The sequence below is a fragment of the Amycolatopsis sp. cg9 genome, from assembly GCF_041346945.1.
GTDB lineage: Bacteria > Actinomycetota > Actinomycetes > Mycobacteriales > Pseudonocardiaceae > Amycolatopsis.
Window position 1 is genome coordinate 9,557,053 of the sequence record NZ_CP166850.1, and the last position, 22,976, is coordinate 9,580,028.

Annotated in this window: 17 protein-coding genes; 8 read left to right on the plus strand and 9 right to left on the minus strand. The window is 73.0% G+C overall.

Features of this window, described 5'->3' with window-relative positions; all coding sequences use genetic code 11:
- The 5 genes from AB5J73_RS43860 (at nt 1) to AB5J73_RS43880 (ending at nt 6,260) form a co-directional block, all read left to right on the plus strand.
- Entirely contained in the window at nt 1–882 is an 882-nt protein-coding gene (locus AB5J73_RS43860) for a 2Fe-2S iron-sulfur cluster-binding protein (protein WP_370965363.1), read from the plus strand.
- On the plus strand, nt 882–1,679 hold the full coding sequence (locus AB5J73_RS43865) for a siderophore-interacting protein (RefSeq protein WP_370965365.1): 798 nt from the start codon (nt 882–884) through the stop codon (nt 1,677–1,679). Before AB5J73_RS43860 ends, AB5J73_RS43865 begins: the two co-directional genes overlap by 1 nt.
- 144 nt (nt 1,680–1,823) lie before the next feature.
- Nucleotides 1,824–2,696: a helix-turn-helix domain-containing protein gene (locus AB5J73_RS43870; protein ID WP_370965367.1), complete on the plus strand. Its 873-nt coding sequence runs from the start codon at nt 1,824–1,826 to the stop codon at nt 2,694–2,696.
- Between the two features lie 76 nt (nt 2,697–2,772).
- The gene (locus AB5J73_RS43875) at nt 2,773–4,521 is read left to right on the plus strand and encodes a maleylacetate reductase and hydroxyquinol 1,2-dioxygenase domain-containing protein (RefSeq protein WP_370965369.1); all 1,749 of its coding nucleotides are present in this window, start codon (nt 2,773–2,775) and stop codon (nt 4,519–4,521) included.
- On the plus strand, nt 4,518–6,260 hold the full coding sequence (locus tag AB5J73_RS43880) for an FAD-dependent monooxygenase (RefSeq protein ID WP_370965371.1): 1,743 nt from the start codon (nt 4,518–4,520) through the stop codon (nt 6,258–6,260). The genes AB5J73_RS43875 and AB5J73_RS43880 overlap by 4 nt, the downstream gene beginning before the upstream one ends.
- On the opposite strand, the gene AB5J73_RS43885 is transcribed toward AB5J73_RS43880, so the two are convergent.
- The 3 genes from AB5J73_RS43885 to AB5J73_RS43895 all read right to left on the minus strand — a co-directional run bounded on the left by AB5J73_RS43885 (nt 6,261) and on the right by AB5J73_RS43895 (nt 11,815).
- A complete protein-coding gene (locus AB5J73_RS43885) occupies nt 6,261–7,157 on the minus strand; it encodes a peptidylprolyl isomerase (RefSeq protein WP_370965373.1) in 897 nt (298 codons plus the stop codon).
- A gap of 66 nt (nt 7,158–7,223) precedes the next feature.
- Nucleotides 7,224–9,497, minus strand: a complete 2,274-nt coding sequence (locus tag AB5J73_RS43890; RefSeq protein ID WP_370965375.1) for a Tat pathway signal sequence domain protein — start codon at nt 9,495–9,497, stop codon at nt 7,224–7,226.
- A gap of 26 nt (nt 9,498–9,523) precedes the next feature.
- A complete protein-coding gene (locus tag AB5J73_RS43895; protein ID WP_370965377.1) occupies nt 9,524–11,815 on the minus strand; it encodes a glycoside hydrolase family 95-like protein in 2,292 nt (763 codons plus the stop codon).
- 170 nt (nt 11,816–11,985) lie between these two features.
- On the opposite strand from AB5J73_RS43895, the gene AB5J73_RS43900 reads away from it, so the two are divergent.
- Nucleotides 11,986–12,864 (plus strand): hypothetical protein, encoded by an 879-nt coding sequence (locus AB5J73_RS43900; RefSeq protein WP_370965379.1) that lies wholly within the window; start codon nt 11,986–11,988, stop codon nt 12,862–12,864.
- Here AB5J73_RS43900 and AB5J73_RS43905 read toward each other — a convergent pair.
- From AB5J73_RS43905 to AB5J73_RS43930, 6 genes are all read right to left on the minus strand, one after another.
- Nucleotides 12,861–14,273 carry a M1 family metallopeptidase gene (locus AB5J73_RS43905; RefSeq protein ID WP_370965381.1) on the minus strand — a complete coding sequence of 471 codons (1,413 nt, stop codon included), beginning with the start codon at nt 14,271–14,273 and terminating at the stop codon, nt 12,861–12,863. The two genes, AB5J73_RS43900 and AB5J73_RS43905, sit on opposite strands and share 4 nt — an antisense overlap.
- Before the next feature lie 90 nt (nt 14,274–14,363).
- Nucleotides 14,364–18,293: a Pls/PosA family non-ribosomal peptide synthetase gene (locus AB5J73_RS43910; protein ID WP_370965383.1), complete on the minus strand. Its 3,930-nt coding sequence runs from the start codon at nt 18,291–18,293 to the stop codon at nt 14,364–14,366.
- Between the two features lie 208 nt (nt 18,294–18,501).
- Nucleotides 18,502–19,962, minus strand: a complete 1,461-nt coding sequence (der, locus tag AB5J73_RS43915) for a ribosome biogenesis GTPase Der (protein ID WP_370973502.1) — start codon at nt 19,960–19,962, stop codon at nt 18,502–18,504.
- A gap of 17 nt (nt 19,963–19,979) precedes the next feature.
- On the minus strand, nt 19,980–20,639 hold the full coding sequence (locus AB5J73_RS43920) for a lysophospholipid acyltransferase family protein (RefSeq protein WP_370965385.1): 660 nt from the start codon (nt 20,637–20,639) through the stop codon (nt 19,980–19,982).
- A complete protein-coding gene (cmk, locus tag AB5J73_RS43925; RefSeq protein ID WP_370965387.1) occupies nt 20,636–21,340 on the minus strand; it encodes a (d)CMP kinase in 705 nt (234 codons plus the stop codon). The genes AB5J73_RS43920 and cmk overlap by 4 nt, the downstream gene beginning before the upstream one ends.
- A gap of 90 nt (nt 21,341–21,430) precedes the next feature.
- Nucleotides 21,431–21,997: a TetR/AcrR family transcriptional regulator gene (locus AB5J73_RS43930; RefSeq protein WP_370965389.1), complete on the minus strand. Its 567-nt coding sequence runs from the start codon at nt 21,995–21,997 to the stop codon at nt 21,431–21,433.
- 91 nt (nt 21,998–22,088) lie between these two features.
- Here AB5J73_RS43930 and AB5J73_RS43935 point away from each other — a divergent pair, with 91 nt between their 5' ends.
- On the plus strand, nt 22,089–22,457 hold the full coding sequence (locus AB5J73_RS43935) for a DUF4267 domain-containing protein (RefSeq protein WP_370965391.1): 369 nt from the start codon (nt 22,089–22,091) through the stop codon (nt 22,455–22,457).
- Nucleotides 22,458–22,493: 36 nt separating this feature from the next.
- Nucleotides 22,494–22,976, plus strand: a complete 483-nt coding sequence (locus AB5J73_RS43940; RefSeq protein ID WP_247021590.1) for a cation:proton antiporter regulatory subunit — start codon at nt 22,494–22,496, stop codon at nt 22,974–22,976.

The following is a 22,976-nucleotide window of genomic DNA, read 5'->3' on the forward strand; positions in this document are numbered from 1 at the left end:
ATGCAGAAGACGATCCTGGACCGCGTCGAGCGCCTCGCCGACGACGTCGTTTCCCTCGTCCTGCGCGGCGACGAAGGTCCGCTCGAAGCGTGGGAGCCGGGCGCGCACATCGACCTCGCGCTGCCGAACTGGCTGACCCGGCAGTACTCGCTGTGCGGGGACCCGGCCGACCGCTCGGCGTACCGGATCGCGGTCCGGTACGACCCGCTCAGCCGCGGCGGCTCGGAGTACGTCCACCTGTTCCTGCGGCCGGGCCGGACGCTCGAGGTTTCCGCGCCGCGCAACCACTTCCCGCTCGTGCCGGCGCCGGAGTACCTGTTCCTGGCGGGCGGCATCGGGATCACGCCGATCCGGCCGATGCTGCGCGCCGCCGGGCCCGGGGCGACGCTCGTGTACGCCGGTCGTTCGCCGGGCACGATGCCGTTCGCGGCCGAACTCCGCGCCGAGTACGGCGATCGCGTGCGGCTGTTCGACCACGGCCGCCCGGACCTCGCGGCACTGGCGGCGGAGTTCCCGGCGGCGGAGGTCTACTGCTGCGGCCCGGCGTCCATGGTGGACGCGGCCGAAGCGCTGTTCCCGCGCGTGCACACCGAACGCTTCCGGCCCACGCGGCGGGTGTTCGGGCCGGACACGCCGTTCGAGGTGGTGTGCGCCCGCTCCGGCGGCACGATCCGGGTCCCCGCCGACGAGTCGCTGCTGGACACGCTGAACCACGCCGGGCGGCCGGTGCCCTCGGGGTGCCGCGAAGGGGTGTGCGGCAGTTGCGAGCTTTCCGTGCTGGAGGGGGAACCCGAACACCGCGACGACATCGGCGCCCCCGCGGGCCGGGTGTACGCCTGCGTGTCACGGGCGCGCTCGCCCCGGCTGGTGCTGGACGTCTGATGATCCCCAAGGTGCGCCGCCCGAAGACGCGGCGGATGCTCACCCTCGAAGTCCGCGCGAACACCGCGCCGAGCCCGTCGTTCCGCACCATCACCCTCGGCGGCCCGGACCTCGCGGACCTCGAACCGGCGGGCGACGACCAGGCCGTGCGGCTGTTCTTCCCCCGCGCGGGCCAGGACCGGCTGCGGATGCCGACGCTGGACAACGAGGGCTGGATGGCCGAGGTGCTGATGCTGCCGAAGAGCCGCCGCCCGTGGGTCCGCAACTACACGATCCGGCGAGCCCGGCCCGGCGAGATCGACATCGAGTTCGCCCTCCACGACGGCGACGCCCCGGCGACTTCCTGGGCGCGGCGGGCGCGGCCGGGCGACCCGGCCGGGGTGTTCGACCTCGGCCTCAGCTACCTGCCGCCGCCCGGGGTGCCCTGGCAGCTGCTGGCCGGGGACGAGAGCGCGGTACCGGCGATCCTGGCGATCCTCGAGCACGCACCCGCCGGCCTGGTGGCGGAGGCGTTCCTGGAGGTGCCCTCGGCGGCCGACGTCCGGGAGGTCGAGGCACCGCCCGGCGTGCGCGTGCACTGGCTGCCCCGCGCGCGGCCGGAGGACCGCCCGGGTGAGCTGGCGCTGGCGTCCCTGGTCGCCGCCGACCTCCCGCCGGGCCCCGCGTACGCGTGGATCGCGGGGGAAGCGGCGCTGGCCACCGGCGCACGCCGGCACCTGGTGCGGGAGCGCGGCTGGCCGAAGGGCGACATCGCGTTCCTGGGCTACTGGCGCCACGGGCGGGCCGCCCCGGGCTGAGCCGCAGGCCGTCGGCGGCCGCCACAACCGGACCGCCCGGGCAGGGCTCCGGCAAGCTCGCGCGAGTCACTCGGCCGCGGGCGACCGGCTCGCCGAGCGTGGGCGCGTACCATCGCGGGCAGCCTCGACGGCGAGGAGACGGGCGTGGGCGAACTCGGGCTGGCCGACACCAACGGCATCCTCGCCCTGCCCTGGGTGCGCCCGGACCGGACGAGCGCCGGCCTCGGCTGGGACCGCGTCTACGTCTCCAAGCAGCGCGAACGCCCCTACCGCGCCGAGTTCGGGGCCGCGCGCAGCCACCAGCTGATCCTGCACCTCGACGGCCCGGTGACCGTCCGGCGCGGCGTCGGGACCCCGCGCGAGCAGCGCAAGCGGATGCCGGTGGGCGGGCTCTTCCTGCAGCCGTCGCACGGGGACCTGTCCGTCGAGCTGGGCGGCGAGCTCGACACCGTGCACGTCTACCTCGCCGACGACGCCGTGCAGGAAGCCGCCGGCGGGGACGCGCCGGTCCGGCTCGCCGAGGAGCTCGGCAGCACCGATCCCCTGCTCGAACAGCTCGTGCTGAGCCTCGACGGGGTCGTCCGCGACTGGGAGCCGAGCGCCCGCACGTACGCCGACCAGCTCGGTGCCCTCGTCGCGGCCCAGCTCGTCCGCCGCCACGGCGCCGGGCCGGTGCGCGAGCCCGTCGCCCTCGGTCTCTCGGACCGCCAGTTCGCGACGGTCCGCGACTTCATGGCCGACCGCCTGGCCGAGCCGGTCCCGCTGGCCGAGCTGGCGGCGCTCGCGGGGTTGAGCGTCAGCCAGTTCTCCCGCCGCTTCAAGGCCCGCACGGGCCTGCCGCCGCACCGGTTCCTGCTGCGGCTGCGCGTCGAGCAGGCCGGGTTGCTGCTGCGCACGGGCGACGCCCCGATCGCGGAGATCGCCCTGCGCTGCGGGTTCTCGCACCAGGAACACCTGACGCGGGTGCTGCGCGCCCAGCTCGGCACGACCCCCGCCGCACTTCGCCGGGCGGGCTGACACACGCGCGTTTCGTGCCGCGCGGCAGCACGAACGTGCAGGACCGCGGGCACCGGGACGGCCGATACTCCCCCGCATGACCTCGTTCAGCTACGCCGCGAACCCCGTCCGGGTGGTCTTCGGCTCGCTCGACACCCTCGGCGCCGAAGCCGACCGGCTCGGGCTGGGCCGCGTCCTGCTGATCGGCCGGCCGCGGCACGGCGACCGCGCCGCCGAAGCGCTCGGCCCCCGGCTCGCCGCGCGCTTCGGAGAACCCGCGATGCACACCCCGGTCGACGTCACCGAGCGCGCGCTCAAACTGGCCGCCGAGCACGGCGCCGACGGTGTCGTCGCGATCGGCGGCGGTTCGGCCACCGGGCTGGCCAAGGCGATCGCCCTCCACACCGACCTGCCGCAGCTGATCGTCCCCACGACGTACGCGGGCTCCGAACTGACCTCCGTGCTCGGCCAGACCGCCAACGGCCGCAAGACCACGCAACGGACCCCGAAGGTCCGGCCCGAGACCGTCCTCTACGACGTCGGCCTCACCCTCGGCCTGCCGGTGAGCGTCTCCGCGGCCAGCGGTCTCAACGCGCTCGCCCACGCCGTCGAGGCCCGCTCCGCCCCCGACGCCAACCCGATGACCGACCTGCTCGCTGCGGAGGCGATCAGGCTGCTCACGAGCGCCCTGCCCCGCATCGCGGCGAGTCCGTCCGATGGGGACGCCCGCGCCGACGCCCTCCGCGGCGCCTGGCTCGCCGGCACCTGTCTCGACGCCGTCCAGATGGGCTTGCACCACCGGCTCTGCCACCACCTCGGCGGCAAGTTCGGCCTGCCGCACGCCGAAACCCACGCCGTCCTGCTCCCGTACGTCATGGCGCACCAGGGGCTCGAGGACGCGGACGACTTCTTCGCGCTGACCGCGAGCCTCCCCGTTCCGCACTCGCTGGCCGAGCTGGGGCTCACCGAAGCCGACCTCGACGGCGAACCCGAAGAAGCCTTGCTCCGCCAGGCCCTCCACGGCACCCGCCCGGTCGCGCGGCCGAGCCTCAAGGCGCTCACGAAGCAGGTCGTCGACAGCTTCGCCGGCGCGCCGGACCGCGTGCGCGTCCTGCTCACCGACCTCGTCGAAACCCTGCACGGCTACGCCATCCGCACCGACCTCACCCAGGACGAGTGGGAGTACGCGATCGGCTTCCTGACCCGAGCCGGGCACATCACCACCGACACCCGGCAGGAGTTCATCCTGCTGTCGGACACCCTCGGCGTCTCCAGCGTCGTCGACGTCCTGACCAACTCGCGCACCCCGGACACGACGCCGTCGGCGGTGCTCGGCCCGTTCTACGTCGAAGGACCACCCGAAACCCCGCAGGGCGCGGACATCGCGGCCGGCCTGCCGGGCACTCCACTGTGGACCGGCATCCGGGTCACCGACACCGAAGACCGGCCGGTGCCCGAAGCGGTCGTCGACGTCTGGCAGTCCAATGAGGACGGCTTCTACGACGTCCAGCTGCCCGAAGTGGACGGCCCGGTGCTGCGCGCCCGGTTCCGCACCGACGCGGAAGGACGGCTGCGCTTCCGGACCATCGTGCCCAGCGCGTACCCGATCCCCGCCGACGGCCCGGTGGGGCAGCTGCTCGACGCCGTCGGACGGCATCCGTACCGGGCCCCGCACGTGCACTTCATGATCGCCAAGCCCGGCTACCGCACGCTCATCACGCAGCTGTTCGTCGCCGGCGGCGAGTACCTCGACTCGGACACCGTGTTCGGCGTCAAGGACGGCCTGATCGTCGACTTCACCGACGGGCTCGACTTCACCTTCCGGATCTCGGGGAGCACCGAATGAGCTACGACACCGACGTCATCGTGGTCGGCAGCGGCCCGGCCGGCGGCTCCGCGGCCCTCCTGCTCGCCACCTACGGCGTGCCCACGGTGCTCGCCACCAAGTACGGCTGGACGGCGAACACGCCCCGCGCGCACATCACCAACCAGCGCACCATGGAGGTGCTGCGCGACCTCGGCGTCGAGGACAAGGCCCTCGCCGCCGGCACCCCGCCGGAGCTGATGGGCGACACCGTGCTCTGCACGTCGCTGACCGGACCGGAGATCGGCCGGATCGCCAGCTGGGGCACCGGCGACCGGTCGGCGGCGGAGTACACCGCCGCGAGCCCGTGCCACATGATCGACCTGCCGCAGACCTACCTCGAACCGATCCTGGTGAGCGAGGCCGCCGCGCGCGGCGCGAAACTGCGGCTGGACACCGAATTCCTCGACTTCACGCAGGACGGCAGCGGGGTCACGGCCCGGTTCCGCGACCGCGTCCGCGGTGACGAGTTCACGTTGCGCGCCAAGTACCTGATCGGCGCGGACGGCGCCCGCAGCCGCGTCGCCGAGCAGGCCGGGCTGCCGATCGCCGGGCAGACCGGCAAGGCGGGGAGCATGAACATCACGTTCACCGCCGACCTCGCGCCGTACGTGGCCCACCGGCCGAGCGTCCTGTACTGGGTGATGCGGCCGGGCGCGCACCTCGGCGGGATCGGGATGGGCCTGGTCCGGATGGTCCGGCCGTGGCACGAGTGGCTGCTGACCTGGGGTTACGACATCGAGCAGGCCCCGCCCGAGGTAGCCGTCGAGGAAGCGACGCGGCTGGTGCGCGACCTGGTCGGCGACCCGGGCCTCGAAGTCGAAATCACCTCGACCTCGCTGTGGACGGTCAACCACAACTACGCCACCGAGTACCGCAGCGGCCGGGTGTTCTGCGCCGGGGACGCGGTGCACCGGCACCCGCCGTCCAACGGCCTCGGCTCGAACACGTCCGTCCAGGACTCCTACAACCTGGCCTGGAAGCTCGCGATGGTCCTGCGCGGCGAGGCGGGCGAGGGCCTGCTGGACAGCTACAGCGCCGAACGGGCGCCGGTGGGCAAGCAGATCGTCGACCGGGCGAACCTCAGCCGTGACCAGTTCGGGCCGATCTTCGCCGCGCTGGGCATCACCGGTGACACCGACGCCGACGGCATCACGGCCGGCCTGGAGACCTGCCTGGCGCCCACGGCCGAGGGCGCGCGCAAACGCCGTGAGCTGGAGCGGGCGATCGAGCTGAAGCACTACGAGTTCAACGCGCACGGCGTCGAGCTGGACCAGCGGTACGTCTCCGGCGCGGTGCTGCCCGACGGCGTCGCGGCGGCACCGGAGCGCGACCCCGAGCTGTTCCACCGGCCGAGCACCGAGCCGGGCGCGAAGCTGCCGCACGCGTGGCTGGTGGGGTCGCACGGCCGCCGCGTGTCCACTTTGGACCTCGTGGCCGGCGGCCGGTGGACGGTGCTGACCGGCCTGACCGGGACGCCGTGGCGCGACGCGGCGGCGAAGGTGGGTGCCGAACTGGGCCTCGACCTGCGAGCCGTCCGGATCGGCGACCCCGGGGCCCGCGACGCCTACGGGGACTGGTCCCGGCTGAGCGGGATCGACGAGGACGGCTGTCTGCTGGTCCGCCCGGACGGCTACGTCGCCTGGCGCCACGCGGCATCGGCGCCCGACGCCGCGCAGGCGCTGCTCAGTGCGGTGCGGACGGTCCTCGACCGGCCCTGATCACGGGGTGGTGGTGACCCCGGTGAACGTCACCGGGGTCTTCGGGGGCCCGCTGCCGTCGCCGATGCCCGGCTTCGAGGAGTCGATGCCGCCGCGGGCGACCCGGTCCAGGACGGCGAGGCCGGCGTCGTCGATGCTGCCGAACACCGTGTACTCCGGCGGGATCCGCGTCTCGCCGAAGACCAGGAAGAACTGGGAGCCGCCGGTGTCCGGCTGGTTCGTCTTCGCCATGGCCAGGACGCCGCGGCCGTAGGTCAGCTCGGGGAACACCTCGTCGCGGATCGTGTAGCCGGGACCACCGGTCCCGTCGCCGACGGGGTCGCCGCACTGGAGCATCTGCAGCCCCGATGTCACAGACAACCGGTGGCAGGAAGTGCCGTCGTAGAAGCCCTGCTTCGCCAGGCTCAGGAAGTTGACCACGGTGCACGGCGCCAGCGCGCGGTCCAGCGTCAGCCCGATGGCACCCGCGCTCGTCGCGAGCCGCACGCCGGCTGTCCCGGACGACGGCGCCGGGCCGTCCGGCGGGAGCGCGACCTTCTTCGGCGCCGGCGCGCCGGGGTCGGGGGTGAACGCGCAGGTCACCGGATCGGCCAGCGGTTTCACCCGGCTCGGCATCGCCGCCCGGCCACCCGGGATCGAGACCGGTGAGCTGACCGCGACCGGCGGCGTGGACGAGGCCGTCGTCGACGCCGGTGCCGTCCAGAACCCCCCGTCGGCCTGGGCGTCCGGCTTGCGCAGGAACCCGGGGTAGCCCCAGGCCAGGAACGCCAGCGCCATCACGACGACGACCACGACCGACCCGGTGACCAGCGCGATCGCCGCCGTCGACGTCCGCTTCGGCGGCGTCGGCGGCTGCCACTGACCGGACGGCTGGAACCGCTCCCCCGGCTCGCTCATGAACGCTCCCCTCGTCGAGAGCTCCATTCTGCCGCCGCCGGGCGATCCTCGGGCGAGAACGCCCGATCAGGGCAGGCCCCAGGGCGAACTCGGCCCGCCGGGGGTGACCGGCCGGACGCCGAAGTCCGGCTTGTCCCCTTTCCGGTGGACGAACGCGTCCTCGCCGCGCCCGAGTTCCACTTGGACGTCCCCGGTGGCCAGCCGCCGCCACCGGCGGGCCCGGCCGCGCGCGTCCGTCACGACGAGCTCGCCGTCGATGCCCGGCCGCAGCACGCACGGCGCCCCGGCCTCGCTGTGCACCTTCAGCCACCGCGTCTTCCCCCCGGCCCGGGACGCGCTGAGCAGGAACGCGCCTTCGGTGCGGAAGTCCCGCAGCGCGATGTCGCCCCACGCCGACGGGACCGCGGGGAACAGCCGGAGCACGCCACCCCAGCTCTGCACCAGCATGTCCTGCAGGGACTTCGCCGCCGAGAGCGGCGTTTCGATGACCGGACCGGACTCCTTGTACATGGTGTTCGGCTGGATGTAGCGCCGTTGCAGCTCGCCGAGGTAGAACGCGGCCTGGTCGCCGCGCAGCATCTGCGCCGAGATCGACGCGGCCCCGGTGAACGTGTAGCCCTGCAGCGCGCCTTCGAAGCCGACCCAGTGGTTCAGCGACGTCTCGATGATCTGCCGGTGTTCCGGCTGTTCCCAGGTGACGTCGTGGAGCGGGTAGATCTGCAGCAGGTGCGAGTAGTGCCGGTGCGACTTCGCGAACGGCACCCCGGCGCCGATCATGTAGCCGTTCGCGTCGGCCGGGTAGGCCACGAGGTTCGCGAGGACGTCCCGCCACTTCGGCGCGAGCGGGTCCCCGGGTGCGGTCTGCAGGAGCGTCTTGCAGCCCCAGCGGATCAGCGAGAGGTCGTAGTTGCAGTCCGGGGCGTTGACGCCGTACTCGGGCGAGAACGTCGGCGGCAGGTGCAGCTTCCCGTCCGCGCCCGGGGCGAGGAAGTGCAGGTAGTAGTTGATCGCCTTGCGCAGCAACGGGAACAGCGTGCCGCTGAGCAGCTCGCGGTCCATCGTGTGCCGGTGGGACAGCCACACGTTGTGCAGCGCCCAGGTCAGGTTGCCGACCTCCGGCGTCGGCGTGTCCTGCCCCGGGACGCCGACCGGGAACCCGCTGGTGGCGTTCGAGACGCCGTTGAGCAGGGTCATGTCGGTCGTGCGCGGGATGCCCGCCGAGTCGGCCTGGTACGGCTGCGCGACCTGGCTCGTCAGGTTCGCCCGGTATTTGCCGAGCGCGTGGCTGACGGCGTCCAGCTCCAGGTGGTTCGAGCCGTGGATCAGCCAGTACTCGAGCTGGACGTTGAGGTTCCACCACGTGGCCGGCCACGGCGTGTTCTCCAGCCACGGCCCGGACGTCGCCATCACCGGCGCCTCGCGCCGGGCCGCCGACGCGACCTTGTACAGCTGGATCCAGTAGAAGCTCTGCAGCCGGGTGTCCGGGATGGACACGAAGCTGCGGCGGTAGTAGGCGTGCCACCAGCGCCGGTGGTCCTGGGTCAGCTCGGGGAACGCGGGCGCGCGGCGGACCGTGCCGAGCGCTCGCGCCACCGACGTCTTCTCCGGGTGCGACCACGCGACCGACGTGTACAGCGTGCGCGTGCCGCCGCGCGGCACCTCCCGCCAAGCGGTCACGTGCTCGCCGCCGGCCAGCAGCGGCTGGACGGCCAGCCGGGCGTCGCCGCTGGTCGTCAGGTTCACCGGCGGGTTCGCGGTGTAGCCGGCCGGCGGCGGCTTGTTCCACACCGGATCGGCGCGCGGGCTGACCGCCACCGCCGGGTGGAACACCCACTTGAAGCCGCGTTCTCCCTCACTGGGCCGGACTTCGACCGCGAGCAGCGACTGTCCGGTGTGGACGATCGCGCGCAGGCTCAGGCTGCCCGCCGCGGTGGTGATCGTGCCGGTCAGCTCGGCGTTCCACAGGTCCAGCCGCCAGTCGAGCGCGGTGATCGCGCCGACGGGCTCCAGCGTGAAGTACCCGATCGGCAGGCGGGCCAGGCCGAACAGCGAGCCGAACTCCGGCCGGTGGTCCTGCACCTGGCTGTGCTGGACGGTGAGGCGGATCGCGTTCTGCCCCGGTTCGGCGTAGCTGCCCGAGCCGAGGAACCCGTTGCCCAGGAACGGGCCCTCGTACCAGGTCTTCGGCAGCCGCCGCCAGTGCAGGTCGGCGGTGGCCAGGAACTCCGCCCAGCCGAAGTCGTCGCCGCCCGGTGCCGCCGCCGCGGCCGCGGGGGCCAAGCCGGCGGCGGCCAGCCCGGCGAGCGCGCCGCCGAGCACGGTTCTGCGGGTGATGTCCATTCCGGCCTCCTCGTCGAAGCGGGATGTCAGCCCGGCAGGCCCCACGCGGGTGCCGCACCGAGCGCGGGAACGTCTCGCGGCCCGAAGTCCGGCCGCGTGCCCCGGGGTGTGACGACGGCGGTGCCGCCGCGCCGCAGGCCGATCGAGATCCGGCCCGGGCCGGTGGCGCGCCACGGCAGGTGCCTGCCGTGCTCGTCGCGGACGTCGACGTCCCCGGCGATGCCGTGCTGGAGGACCAGGGGTTCGCCGGCTTCGCTGCGCACGCGGACGAACTCCGTCGTGCCCGCGCGGCGGGAGGCGTCCACGAGGAACGCGCCCTCCGCGCGCAGCCCGGAGATCGAGGCGTCCCGCCAGGTCGCCGACACCGACGGGAAGACCTTGAGCACGCCCCCGGACCCCTGCAGCACCATGTCCACCAGGGACTGCGCGGCCGTGATCGGGCTTTCGATGGCGAAGTTCGAGCCCTCGCGGTACATCGTGTTCGCGGTCAGCTCGGTGTCGGCGACGATGTTGCGGTCGAGGAAGAACTTCAGGTACCGCAACGCTTCCTCGGGTGAGTCCATCACGGACTTCATCGAGGACGCGGCCGCGTAGCTGTAGCCGTGCCAGGCGGACTGGTCGGCGGCCCAGTGGTCGAAGGTGCGGGTCATGAGGTCGCGATCGGCGGGGTTGTCCCAGACCTTCTCCCGCAGCGGGTACAGCCACAGCAGGTGCGAGAAGTGCCGGTGCGACGCGGCCAGCGGCACGCCGTCGCCGATCAGCACGCCGTTCGCCGGATCTTCGTGGTACGGCACGAGTTTCGCGCCGATCTCCTGCCAGATCGGCACGCGCGGTTCGTCCAGGCGCAGGATCCGGGCCGTGTCGACGAGGGTGCGGGCCGCCCACCGGATCAGCGACAGGTCGTAGGTGCAGTCGGGGGCGTCGGCGTACTCCGGCGACCGGGTCAGCGGCAGGTGCAGGGCGCCGTCGGGACCGGTGACCAGGAAGTGGCGGTAGAAGTTCAGCGCCTTCGCCAGCGTCGGGTACAGGACGTCGCGCAGCACACCCCGGTCCAGGTGGTGCCGGTAGGCCAGCCAGACGTTGTGCAGGCCCCACAACAGGTTCCCGGTCTGGTCGGTCTTGGACGTCGTCCCGGGGACGCCGACCGAGCGCGTGCCGCCGGGACGCAGGCGCCAGTCCCCCGGGTGCGAGAGCGCATAGGTGTCTCCGTCGCGGTACGCGGGCGGCACGGACGCCTCGAGGTTCGCGTGGTCGCGCCGGAAGGTCTCGGTGACGGCGTCGAGTTCCGGGTGGTTGCTGCTGTTGACGATCGGGTAGGTGACCTGGACGTTGAGGTTCCACCAGACCGCGGTCCAGCTGTTGCCGACCTCGGGGAACCACGGGCCCCATTCCGAGACAACAGGCCCGTCCGCGCGCGTGGCGGCCGCGATCTTGTACAGCTGGATCCAGTAGAACCGCTGCACCTGCTTGTCCGGCACCGAAACGAAGCTGCGGCGGTGGTAGTCGTTCCACCAGTGGCGGTGGCGCGCGAGGAGGAAGTCCGGGTTCAGGGCAAGCGCCTTCCGGACGCTTTCGAGCGCGGTCGCCGTGTGCGTGGTGCCGGGGAAGCTGTAGGCGACGGTCGCGGCGAGGAGCCGGCGGGCCCCGATCGCGCGTTCCCGCCACGCCGTCGTGTACCCGCCCCCGGCGAGCATCGGCTGCGCGCAGTACCCGGCCGCGAGCTCGGGCGCGGGGTTCGCGACGTACTCGGGCGGCTTGCGGACGGTCCGGGTCGTCGCGGACTCCAGCGGCTGGAACGCCCACGCCGCACCGGCTTCGCCCGCGCTCGGCGTCATCGAGACGAGCAGCACGCCGAGGTCGTTGTGCACGACCGCGGAGAAGGCGACCGAGCCCTGCGTCGTGGTGATGGTGCCGCCCAGCTCGGCGTTGTAGAGGTCGAGCGTCCAGTCGACGGCGGTGATCGCGCCGGCGAAGGTGAGCGTGAGGTAGCCGATCGGCAGCCGGGACAGCCCGATGCCGGCCTCCCACTGGATCCGCTGGTCCTGCACCTGGGTGTGGCTCAGCATCACCTTGAGCACCTGCGGCGCCTTGCCGGCGTAGACCTGCGCGCCGAGGTAGCCGTTGGCCAGGAACGGGCCCTCCTGCCAGTTCTTCGGCAGCCGCTTCCAGATCATGCGCGCGTCCGCGGCGACGTCGCGGTGCGGGTTCGCCGCGGCCAGCGCGGGCGGCGCCGCCCGGGACCACAGGCCGCCGAAGGCAGCGGCCCCGGCCGCGACCGAGGCAGCGCGGAGCACCGTCCGCCGGGACACTGAGTCCATGAAGCATCCTCCGAATTCATACTACGTTTCGGTGAGTTCAAGCGGCGGCGTGCGGCCATACTTGCAGAGGGGTTCCCAAAACGCCAGAGCGGTTCACCCGGAAAGCGGCAGAGACATCCGATGAATACCGGCGGCGGGAACTCTGGACCCGACCCGAGCGTCTAGCCGGTATGGCCTTCCTCCGGTGGCCCGCGCCGGTGCCGCCGGCGGACGCGTTCGCCCGGCTGGGCCTCGTCACGGACGCCATCGCCGAGCTCTACGCGAAGCTGTCCGGACCGGCGGTCAAGGCGTTCGGCACGCTGCCGCCCCTGCCCCCGGAGCGCGACCCCCACATCGGAGCCCAGTGGATCGCCGCGGCGATGACCCGCCACCTCGGCATCGGCGACGCCCGGGTGATCGTCGGCTTCAACGCGCTCGGCGGGCACGTCGGCGAGGTCGAACTGGGGCCGGGCCCGGAGTACTTCGTCACCCTCGGCACGCGCTACCAGGACGACCCGCGCGACATCCCGGCGGTGCTGGCGCACGAGGTGACGCACGTCTTCCTGCACCGCCACGGGCTCCGCCACGCCGACCTGACCCGCCACGAGATCCTCACCGACACGGCGACGCTCTACCTCGGCCTCGGGTGGCCGATGCTGGCCGCGTACCGCGTCGACGTCACGCAGGGCCGGTACACCCGCCGCCGGACGACGTCCCGGGTCGGCTACCTGTCCCCGCCGGAGATGGGCTACGTGCTGGCGAAGCGGGCCCTGGCGTTCGGCGAGGAGGTCCGCTCGTTCACCGGCGCCGCGGCGGAGGCGTACCGGCTCGGCCACGACCGGGCGCTGGCGGACTACGCGCGTCCCCCGCTGTCCGGCGCGAGCCGCGCGGCCCGCGCGCGGTACCGGCGGGACCGCGAGCTGAGCCGATCGACCGCCGACTACCACTTCGCCGGCGGCAAGGTCGCGTTCGCCTGCCCCGCCTGCGGTCACGGCACCCGGCTGCCCGCCGGGCGCTCGGTGCGGGCCCGCTGCGCGGCCTGCCGCTCGGTCTTCGCCTGCGAGACCTAAAGCGGCGGGAGCGCGGTCGAATCCAGCCAGCGGGTGAAGAACACCGTCAGCGAGCGGCCCGCGTACGCCTCCGCCGTCGTCACGAACTGGGCCGTCGTGACCAGGCCGTGCCGGTGCTCGGCCGCCCACGCCTTCAGCAGCGCGAAGAACGCCGGGTCGCCGATCTCCGCGCGGAGGGCGTGCAGGGTCAGGCCGCCGCGCTTGTAGACACGCTCGTCGAACATCCGGGCCACGCCCGGGTCGGCGATGCGGACGTCGGCCGGCTTCGCCTTGAGGCGGGCGTGCCAGTCGCGGGCCAGTGCCTGGGCGGACGGGCCGCCGGACTCCTCCGACCACAGCCACTCGGCGTAGGTCGCGAACCCCTCGTTCAGCCAGATGTGCCGCCAGTCCGCCACGGTCAGGCTGTTGCCGAACCACTGGTGGGACAGCTCGTGCACCACGAGCCGCTCGTACGTGCGGCGACCGTCGACGTGGTTGGCGCCGAAGATCGACATGCCCTGCGCCTCGATCGGGTCGTCGAGGTCGTCGTCGGTGACGACGATGACGTACTCGGCGAAGGGGTACGGGCCGAACAGCCGCTGCAGGAACTCCATCATCCGGCCCTGCCGCCCGAAGTCGCGGTCGAACGCCCGGCGCAGCCGCGGCGGCACGGCGGCCCGCTGCGGCACGGTCTCGAAGACCGTCTCGACCTGCCCGCTCGCGCGCCCGAAGCCGAGGCTCAGCCGGCGCAGGCCCACGCCCGTGTGCGGGAACCAGCCGCGGCCGGTCAGCTCGACGTCGTCGTAGCGGCCGATCTGCACGCTCATCAGGTACGTCGCCGTCGGCTCCGGCCGGTCGAACACCCACTTCGTCGTGCTGGCCGACGTGGTCCGCTCGACGAGGGTGCCGGTGACCGCGACCAGGTACGGCGACGCCGTCGTCACGCTCACCCGGTACGACGCCTTGTCCGACGGGTGGTCGTTGCACGGGAACCAGGACGGCGCCCCGACCGGCTGGCTCGCCACCAGCGCGCCGTCGGTCAGCTCGTCCCAGCCGACGTCACCCCAGCGGCTGCCCACCGGGCGCGGGTTGCCGACGTAGTGGACCTCGACGGTGAACGCGGCACCCGCCGCGATCGACTTCGCCGGCTTGACGTGCAGCTTCGCGCCGCGCTTCAGGTACTTCGCGGGCTTCCCGTCGACCAGCACGCGGTTGATCCGGAACTCGCCGAAGTCGAAGCTGGCGCGGGAAAGCGCCTGCGTCGCCTCGGCGGTGATCACGGCCGAAGCCGACAGCCGGTTCGGCGCGACCTTGTAGTCGAGCGTGAGGTCGTAGTGCCGGACCCGGTAGCCGCCGTTGCCGTGGGCGGGGAGGTAGGGGTCCCCCGAGGTGTCCGCCCCGGGTGCCGGTGCCGGAGCCTTCGAAATCACCCGTGCCGAACCTTTCCTCGTACCGACGTACCAAACCAGGCTCGCACGGACGGGTGAGTCCGGCGAGCCAGGTGGGTACTTCGTGACCTTCTACTTACCCGTCCACGCGGAGATCGGGTTGCCGAGCCAGCGCGTGTCGGCCGGCACCTCGTCGCCGCGGGTCACCAGTGAGCCCGGGCCGACCGTGGTGCGCGCGCCGATGCCCGCGCCCGGCAGCACGATGCCGTGCGGGCCGAGCGTCGCGCCTTCGCCGAGCGCGACCCGCGACATGCTCATGATCCGGTCGTGGAACAGGTGCGTCTGCACGACGCAGCCGCGGTTGATGGTCGCGCCGTCGCCCAGCTCGACGAGGTCGGCCTCGGGCAGCCAGTACGTCTCGAGCCAGACACCGCGGCCGATCTTGACGCCCATCGTGCGCAGCCAGGCGGCCAGCAGCGGGGTGCCGCCGATCGAGCCGATCAGCCACGGCACCGCGAGCGCCTCGACGAAGGTGTCGGCCAGCTCGTTGCGCCAGACGAAGGAGCTCCACAACGGGTGGTCGATCTCGCGGAACTTCCCGACCAGCAGCCACTTCATCACGGTCGCGGTCAGCGCCGCGACGACGCCCGCGGCCAGCAGGGCGGGCCCGGCCAGCAGCAGCGCGATCCCGAAGCCGAACGCGGAAGCGGCCCACAGCAGCCCGAAGGCGACCGAGACGGTCAGCGCGACGCCGCACATGACCGGGATGATCCGGCACAGCTCGACCAGCGCCCGCGCCGCCTTGAGGTGCAGCGCCGGGGTGTAGGTGCGGCTCGTGTCGGCGTCGCCGATCGCGCGGCGGACCGGCAGCGGCGGCATGCCGAGGTACGACGAGCCCTTCTTCGCCTTCAGCGGCGTCGAAGACAAAACGCCGACGAGTCCGCGCTTCGGCACCGAACGGCCGGGCGCGGTCATCCCCGAGTTGCCGAGGAAGGCCTGCTTGCCGATCCGCGCCGGGGCAACGTGCAGCCAGCCGTGGCCGAGCTCGTAGGTGGCGACCATGGTGTCGTCGGCCAGGAACGCGCCGCTGTCGACCTTGGTCATCTTCGGCAGCGCCAGCACGGTCGACGCCTCGACGTTGCGGCCCACCTTCGCGCCGAGCAGCCGCAGCCACACCGGCGTGAACAGGCTGGCGTACAACGGGAACAGGCCTTCGCGGGCCATGCTCATCAGCCGTTCGGTGGCCCAGACCTGCCACGCGACGCGGCCGTGCACCGGGTGGTAGCCCTCGACCATGCCGATGCTCAACGACCGGACGCCGGCGAGCACGAGCAGCATGTACGCGGCGAAGTACGCGATCGTCGCGACCGGGACGAAGACCAGTGCCCGGGTGAACGCGTCGAGCAGCGTCGGCGCGCCGGAAATCGCGTAGCCGAGCACGGCGGCACCGGCGAGCGCGGCGATCCCGGGCAGGAAGCCGAGGACCAGTGAGGTCGCGCCGTAGACGGTGGCCCAGAAGTGCGAGCGCGGCGGGCGGCTCGACGGCCACTTCAGCGCGTCGCGCTCGTCCTTGGCCACGCGCGCGGCCGGCGAACCCGCCCAGCGCTGCCCGGCCGGGACGGCGCCGCGGACGGTCGATCCGGCCGCGATCTCCGCGCCCTTGCCGATCCGGACGCCGGGGAACAGCGTGCTGCGCGCGCCGATGCGGGCTTCCGCGCCGACGCGGACCTTGCCGATGTGCACGACGTCGCCGTCGACCCAGTGCCCGGACAGGTCGACCTCGGGCTCGATCGCCGCGCCGCGCCCCAGCTTCAGGAACCCGGTGACCGGCGGCGGCGAGTGCAGGTCGACGTCCTTGCCGATCCGCGCGCCGAGCGCCTTCGCGTACGTCGTCATCCAGGACGCGCCGGCGACGCTGTCCGCGCCGGAGAACTCGGCGAGCTTCTCGGCCGTCCACAGTCGCAAGTGGACACTCCCGCCGCGCGGGTACGTACCCGGGCGGACCCCGGACAGCAGCACGCGCGCGCCACCGGCGGCGATCGCGATCCGGCCGGCGGGGCTGAACAGCACCACCCAGGCCAGGCCGAGCCACGCCCAGTTCAGCGTCGGCGCCCAGGCGAACCCGAGCAGGGACAGGACGTTCGACAGCGCGGCGGCGAGCGTCGCCCAGCGCAGGCCGACGAGGCCCATCAGCGGGACCGTCAGCAGCGTCTGGACGACCCCGGCGCGCCGCGGCGTCGGCGCGATGTCCCGGCGCTCGGTGGCCTGGCCGCTCAGCGCGTCCAGCACCGCGGCCAGCGCGCCCAGCTTCGGGTGGGCGTAGATGTCGGCGACCGACACCTGCGGGTGCCGGGTGCGGATGCGCGCGACGACCTGGGCGGCGGTCAGGCTGCCGCCGCCGTGGGTGAAGAAGTCGGCCTTCGGGTCGTCGACCGACACGCCGAGGATCTCGGCCCAGCCTTCGGCGAGCCACGTCTCGGTCGGCGACAGCCCGGTGGCGTCCACAGTGGACAGCGGCCACGGGAGCGCGTTCCGGTCGACCTTGCCGGAGGTGCGGGTCGGCAGGTCCTCGACGACGGCGAGCAGCGGCACCAGCGCGGCGGGCAGCTGCTCGCGCAGCCGGGTCGCGGCGTCGTCCTGGTTGAACGGGACGCCCGCGGCGGGCACGACGTACCCGACGAGCACCTGGTTGCCCGCCTTGGTGCGGCGGATCGCGGCGGCCGCGCCCTGCACGCCCGGCAGGGCCTGCAGCGCGGCGTCGACCTCGCCCAGCTCGATGCGGCGGCCGCCGAGCTTGACCTGCTCGTCGAGGCGGCCGAGGAACAGCAGGCCTTCGGCTTCCGCGCGGACCATGTCGCCGGAGCGGTAGGCGCGCTGCCAGCCCAGCGACGGCAGCGGCGCGAACTTCTCGGCGTCCTTGTCCGCGTCGAGGTAGCGGGCCAGCCCGGCACCGCCGATGACCAGCTCGCCGGTCTCGCCCATGGCGACCGGCAGGCCCTCGTCGTTGACGACGGCGAGCTGCCAGCCGGACAGCGGCAGGCCGATCCGCACCGGGCCCTCGCCGGTCAGCTGCGCGGCGCAGGCGACGACGGTGGCCTCGGTCGGGCCGTAGGTGTTCCAGACTTCGCGGCCTTCGACGGCGACGCGCTCGGCCAGCTCCGGCGGGCACGCTTCGCCGCCGAAGATGAGCAGGCGGACGTCTTCGAGCGCGTCGGCGGGCCACAGCGCGGCCAGCGTCGGCACGGTCGAGACGACGGTGATCCGCTGCGCGACCAGCCACGGGCCGAGGTCGACGCCGGTGCGGACCAGCGCGCGCGGCGCCGGCACCAGGCAGGCGCCGTGGCGCCAGGCCAGCCACATCTCTTCGCAGGAGGCGTCGAAGGCGACGCTCAGGCCGGCCAGGACGCGGTCGCCGGGGCCGATCGGCTCGTCGGTGAGGAACAGCTCGGCCTCGGCGTCGACGAACGCGGCGGCGGAGGCGTGCGTGACCGCGACGCCCTTGGGCTTGCCGGTGGAGCCGGAGGTGAAGATGATCCACGCGTCGTCGGCCGGGCCGGGGGCACCGGTGCGCCCGCCCGGCGTGCTGTGGACGTTGATCTTGCCGTCGGTCGCGACCGCCGCGACCTGAGCTTCTTCGAAGACCAGCTCGGCGCGCTCGTCCGGGTCGTCCGCGTCGACCGGCACGTAGGCGGCGCCGACGGACAGGGTGGCGAGGATCGCGATGTACAGCTCGGCGGTACCGGAGGAGATGCGGATGCCGACGCGGTCGCCGAGGCCGACGCCATAGCCGCGCAGCCGGCGGCCGTAGGCGTCGATCTCCTCGAGCAGGCGCCGGTAGGTGAGGGTGGTGCTGCCGTCGTCGATCGCGGCGGCGTTGGGGTGGCGCTCGGCGGTGGCGGCGACGATGTCGAGCAGGGTGCGCTCGCTGGCGCCGAGGCCGGACCAGAACAGCGCCCGGTCGGCGACCGGGGCCGGCGACGGCGCGTGCGTCACCTCGGCGACGCACGCGAGCGGCGCGGTGATTTCCGCCGCCGATTCGGCGGGTTCGATCGTGACGGTCATCGAGCGTCCACCTCGACCGCGACGAAGACGTGCAGGGACGAACCATGGGCGCGCAAGCCCACCACTCACCTCTCGGGAGCCTCAACCGGGCTCGCTCTCCGGTTGAGGCGCCCGCAACGACCTTTCACCATACCCGCGGATTGCGAAAAGGTGTCCACAGGGTCACGAGGGAGTGTCGGACCTCACGCGGGCCCGACACGTGGGGAAATCACCGCGTCCGCGCGGCCTTCCCGCCGATCTTCGGCTTCGCCTTCTTCTCCCGGACGCGGACATTCACCCGAACGGGACTGCCGGTGAAACCGAACTGCTCGCGGAACTTGCGCTCGATGAACCGGCGGTAGCCCGCCTCGAGGAAGCCGGTGGTGAACAGCACCAGCGTCGGCGGCCGGATGCCGGCCTGCGTCGCGAAGAGCACCTTCGGCTGCTTGCCCGAGCGGACCGGCGGCGGGGTGGCCGCGATCAGGTCGGACAGCCAGGCGTTGAGCTGGCCGGTCGGCACCCGCTGGTCCCACGACTTCAGCGCGGTCCGCAGCGCCGGCGCCAGCTTGCGCACCGAGCGGCCGGTCAGCGCGGAGATGTTGACCTTCTCCGCCCACGGCACGCGGACCAGGCCGCGGTCCAGCTCGCGGACCATCGCGTGCCGGCGGTCCTCGTCGACCAGGTCCCACTTGTTGAACGCCAGCACGCAGGCGCGCCCGGCCTCGACGACCATGGTCAGCACCCGCAGGTCCTGCTCCGAAAGCGGCTCGGCCGCGTCGAGCAGCACGATCGCGACCTCGGCCGCGTCGATCGCGGTCTTGGTGCGCAGCGAGGCGTAGTACTCGGCGCCGGCCGCGAAGTTGACGCGCTTGCGCAGGCCCGCGGTGTCGACGAACCGCCAGGTCTCGCCGTCCAGCTCGACCAGCGAGTCGACCGGGTCGACGGTGGTGCCGGCGACCGAGTCGACGACCGAGCGCTCCTCGCCGGAGAGCTTGTTGAGCAGGCTCGACTTGCCGACGTTCGGCTTGCCGACCAGCGCGACGCGCCGCGGACCCGACGTCACGGCGCCGCCTTCGCGCGGCGATTCGGGCAGGGCCTTGAGGATGGCGTCGAGCAGGTCGCCGGAGCTGCGGCCGTGCAGCGCGCTGACCGGGTGCGGCTCGCCGAGGCCGAGCGACCACAGCGAAGCGGTGTCCGCGAGCAGCCGGTCGTCGTCGACCTTGTTCGCGGCCAGCAGCACCGGCTTCTTCGAGCGGCGAAGCACCTTGGAGACGGCTTCGTCGGTGGCGGTGGCGCCGACCGTGGCGTCGATCACCAGCAGCACGGCGTCCGCGGTCTGCATGGCCAGCTCGGCCTGTGCGGCGACGGAGGCCTGCAGGCCGGTCGCGTCCGGCTCCCAGCCGCCCGTGTCGACCAGGGTGAACTTGCGGCCACCCCAGTAGGCGTCGTAGGCGACGCGGTCGCGGGTCACGCCCGGCACGTCCTGCACGACGGCTTCACGACGGCCGAGGATGCGGTTGACCAGCGTCGACTTGCCCACGTTCGGACGGCCGACGACCGCGAGCACCGGCTGCGCGAGCGCGGCCTCCTCGGCCAGCTCGGCCGCCTCGATCTGCGCGTCGAGCGCGGCGAACTCGGTCTCGTCCGACCAGGTGCCGTCGATCTCGCCGACGCTGTCCAACTCTTCCATCACTGACCCAATTTCCCTTATGGCGAGCCGAATCCGTTTTCGGAACGCCAATCGTCCAAAGTCTTCACGAGCGCCGCGAGCTCACCGCGCAGCTCTTCGGTGCCCTGGTCGAGCCCGGTCTTCCCGGGTCCGACCTTCGGCGTGAACGGCTCCCCCACGAGGATGTCCACGCGCGGGCGCCAGCGCCGCTTGCCGTCGGCCGGCTTGCGCGTGCCCCGCGTCGCGACCGGGAGCACGGTCGCGCCGGAGGCCCGGACCAGCCAGGCCGCGCCGCGTTCGGCCGCGCCGACGTCCCCGGCGCCGCGGGTGCCCTCGGGGAAGATCCCGACGACGCCGCCGCCCTTGAGCACGCCGACCGCGGTCATCAGCGGTTTGCGGTCGATCTCGCCGCGCTTGAGCGGGATCTGCCCGATCGCCAGCATGAACTTGCCGACGATGCCGCCGAACATCTCGGCTTTGACCAGGAACGCCGAACGCCGCGGCAGCATTCCGAAGATCAGCTGCGGTTCGACCATCGAGCTGTGGTTCGCGATCACGAGCACCGGCCCGGTGGCGGGCATGCGCTCACGGCCGTGCACGCGGACGCGGAAGGCCGATCGCAGATGGTACCGGGCGAAGACCCGCCCGGCTTCGTGGAGCCATGCGACGGAGCCTTCCGGCAGTCCGTCAGCGCTCATCGAGCTACCTCGGCGTCGCACCCCGCCAGCAGCCCGCGGTGGCTGGCCAGTTCGCTGAGGGCGACGATCACCTGGTCGATCGACAGTTCCGAGGTGTCGACGTGCACGGCGTCGTCGGCCGCGCGCAGCGGCGAGGCGGCACGGGTCGAGTCGAGGTGGTCACGGCGCTCGACGCTGGCCAGCGCGTCGGCGACCGACGACGCCCGCCCGGCGGCGGTGTCCTGGGTGCTCCGGCGGGAGGCGCGGACGTCGGCCGACGCGGTCAGGAAGACCTTGAGCGGCGAGTCCGGCGCGACGACGGTGCCGATGTCCCGGCCCTCGACGACGATCCCGCCGCGGTGCCCGACGACGTCGTCGATGATCTGCCGCTGCCGGCCGACCAGCAGCTCGCGCACGTGCGACACGGCGGAGACGGGCGAGACGGCCTTGGTGACCTCGGGCCCGCGGATGTCGGCGGCGACGTCTTCGCCGGCGAGCCGGATCTCCGGGCGCTCGGGGCTGGTCCCGATGCTGAAGTCCGCCTGGTCGGCGACGGCGGCGACGGCGGCCGCGTCGGCCGGGTCCACGCCGGCGCGCAGCACGGCGAGGGTGACCATCCGGTACATGGCACCGGTGTCGAGGTAGCCCGCCCCGAGCCGGTCGGCGAGCTTGCGGGCGACGGTGGTCTTCCCGGTCCCCGACGGGCCGTCCAAGGCGACCACACCACGTAGGGCTCCCGTCACCGGCACTCTCCTAGCGTTCTCGTCTCGTTCGGGCCGGTGCCCATTCTGCCGGTCGGGCCCCGGAGGAGATCAGTCGCCCCGCGCGCCGAAGCGGGCGACCACCAGCGCCTGCCGTCGCGCCCGGTGCTCCGGGGACAGCCGGTGGCCGCGGTCCAGGGTCACCAGGCCGTGCAGCGTGCTCCAGAACACCTCGGTCAGCGCGCCCGCGTCCGGCTCGTGGGCCACCGGCTCGATCACCGCGAGCAGCCCGGCGAAGCACGCCTTCATCACGTCCGGGGTTTCGTCCTTGGCGAACGGCAGCTCCGAAGCCAGCGTGAACATCGCGTCGTACAACGCGGGCTTGGCCCCGGCGAACGCGACGTACGCGCCCACGACCCCGGCGACGCCGCCGTCCCGCGCGGCCGCGAGCGCCGTGGCCAGCTCGGCGAACCCCTCCAGGGCGGCCGCCGCCATGATCGCGTCCTTGCCGCCGGGGAAGTGGCTGTAGAGCACCGGCTGGCTGTACTCGATCAGGGCCGCGAGCCGCCGGGTGGTGACCGCGTCCCAGCCCTCCGCTTCGGCCAGCTCCCTGGCCGCGGCGACGATCCGCCGCCCGCGCTCGGTCCGGTCGCGCACCCGCCGTTGTCGCTGGGTCATGACGCAGATGCTAGCACCGCTAGACAAACTAGCGCCGCTAAGTTAGCGTTGCTAGCAATCCTAGCGATGCTAGAAAACTGGAGGGAACACCATGCTCATCGCCGGCTACGTCCTCGTCGCGATCGTCTCGCTCGGGATCATCTACGTCGGGCTCAACTACCTCTTCGCGCCGGCGAAGATCGCCGCGGGCTTCGGCTTCACCGAGGTCCCCGAAAACGCCGAGACCTTCCTCAACGTCAAGGGCGGCCGCGACGTCGGAGCCGGTCTCGTCCCGCTGGCCCTGATGATCTACGGCGACCCGCACGCGCTGGGCTGGGTCTTCCTCGCCGCGGCCGTCTGGCCCGTCTTCGACATGCTGATCGTCCTGCGCCACCGCGGGAAGAAGGCCGTCGCCTTCGGCGTCCACGGGCTGACCGCCGTCGTGATGGTCGTCGCGGCGCTGTTGCTCCTGCTCGGCTGAACGTCGCGAATCGGACACGTGGGTTACGGTGGTTGGGTGAACGTCGAAGTAACCCCCCTGCCCGGCATCGGGGTCCGCAAGGACTTCAGCACCCGGACCGGCCGCCGCATCGGTGTCGTGTCCCAGCGGGACGGCCACACCGAACTCATCGTCTCCAAGGCGGACGACGCCGACGCCTGTGCCGCCTCGATCCCGCTGACCGCGGACGAGGCGGGCACGCTGGCCAACCTGCTCGGCGCGCCGCAGCTGGTCGCCCAGCTCACCGAGGAGCACCAGGACCTGCCGGGGATCAGCACGAAGCAGCTGCCGATCAAGCCGTCCGGCCCGTTCGACGGCCGCACGCTCGGCGACACGGCGATGCGCACGCGCACCGGCGTCTCGGTGGTCGCGGTGGCCCGGGCCGGCCAGGTGCACCCGTCGCCGACGCCGGACTTCGCCCTCACCGGGGGCGACCTGCTCGTCGCGGTCGGCACGAGCGAGGGCCTCGAAGCCGCCGCCAAGATCCTCAAGTACGGCTGA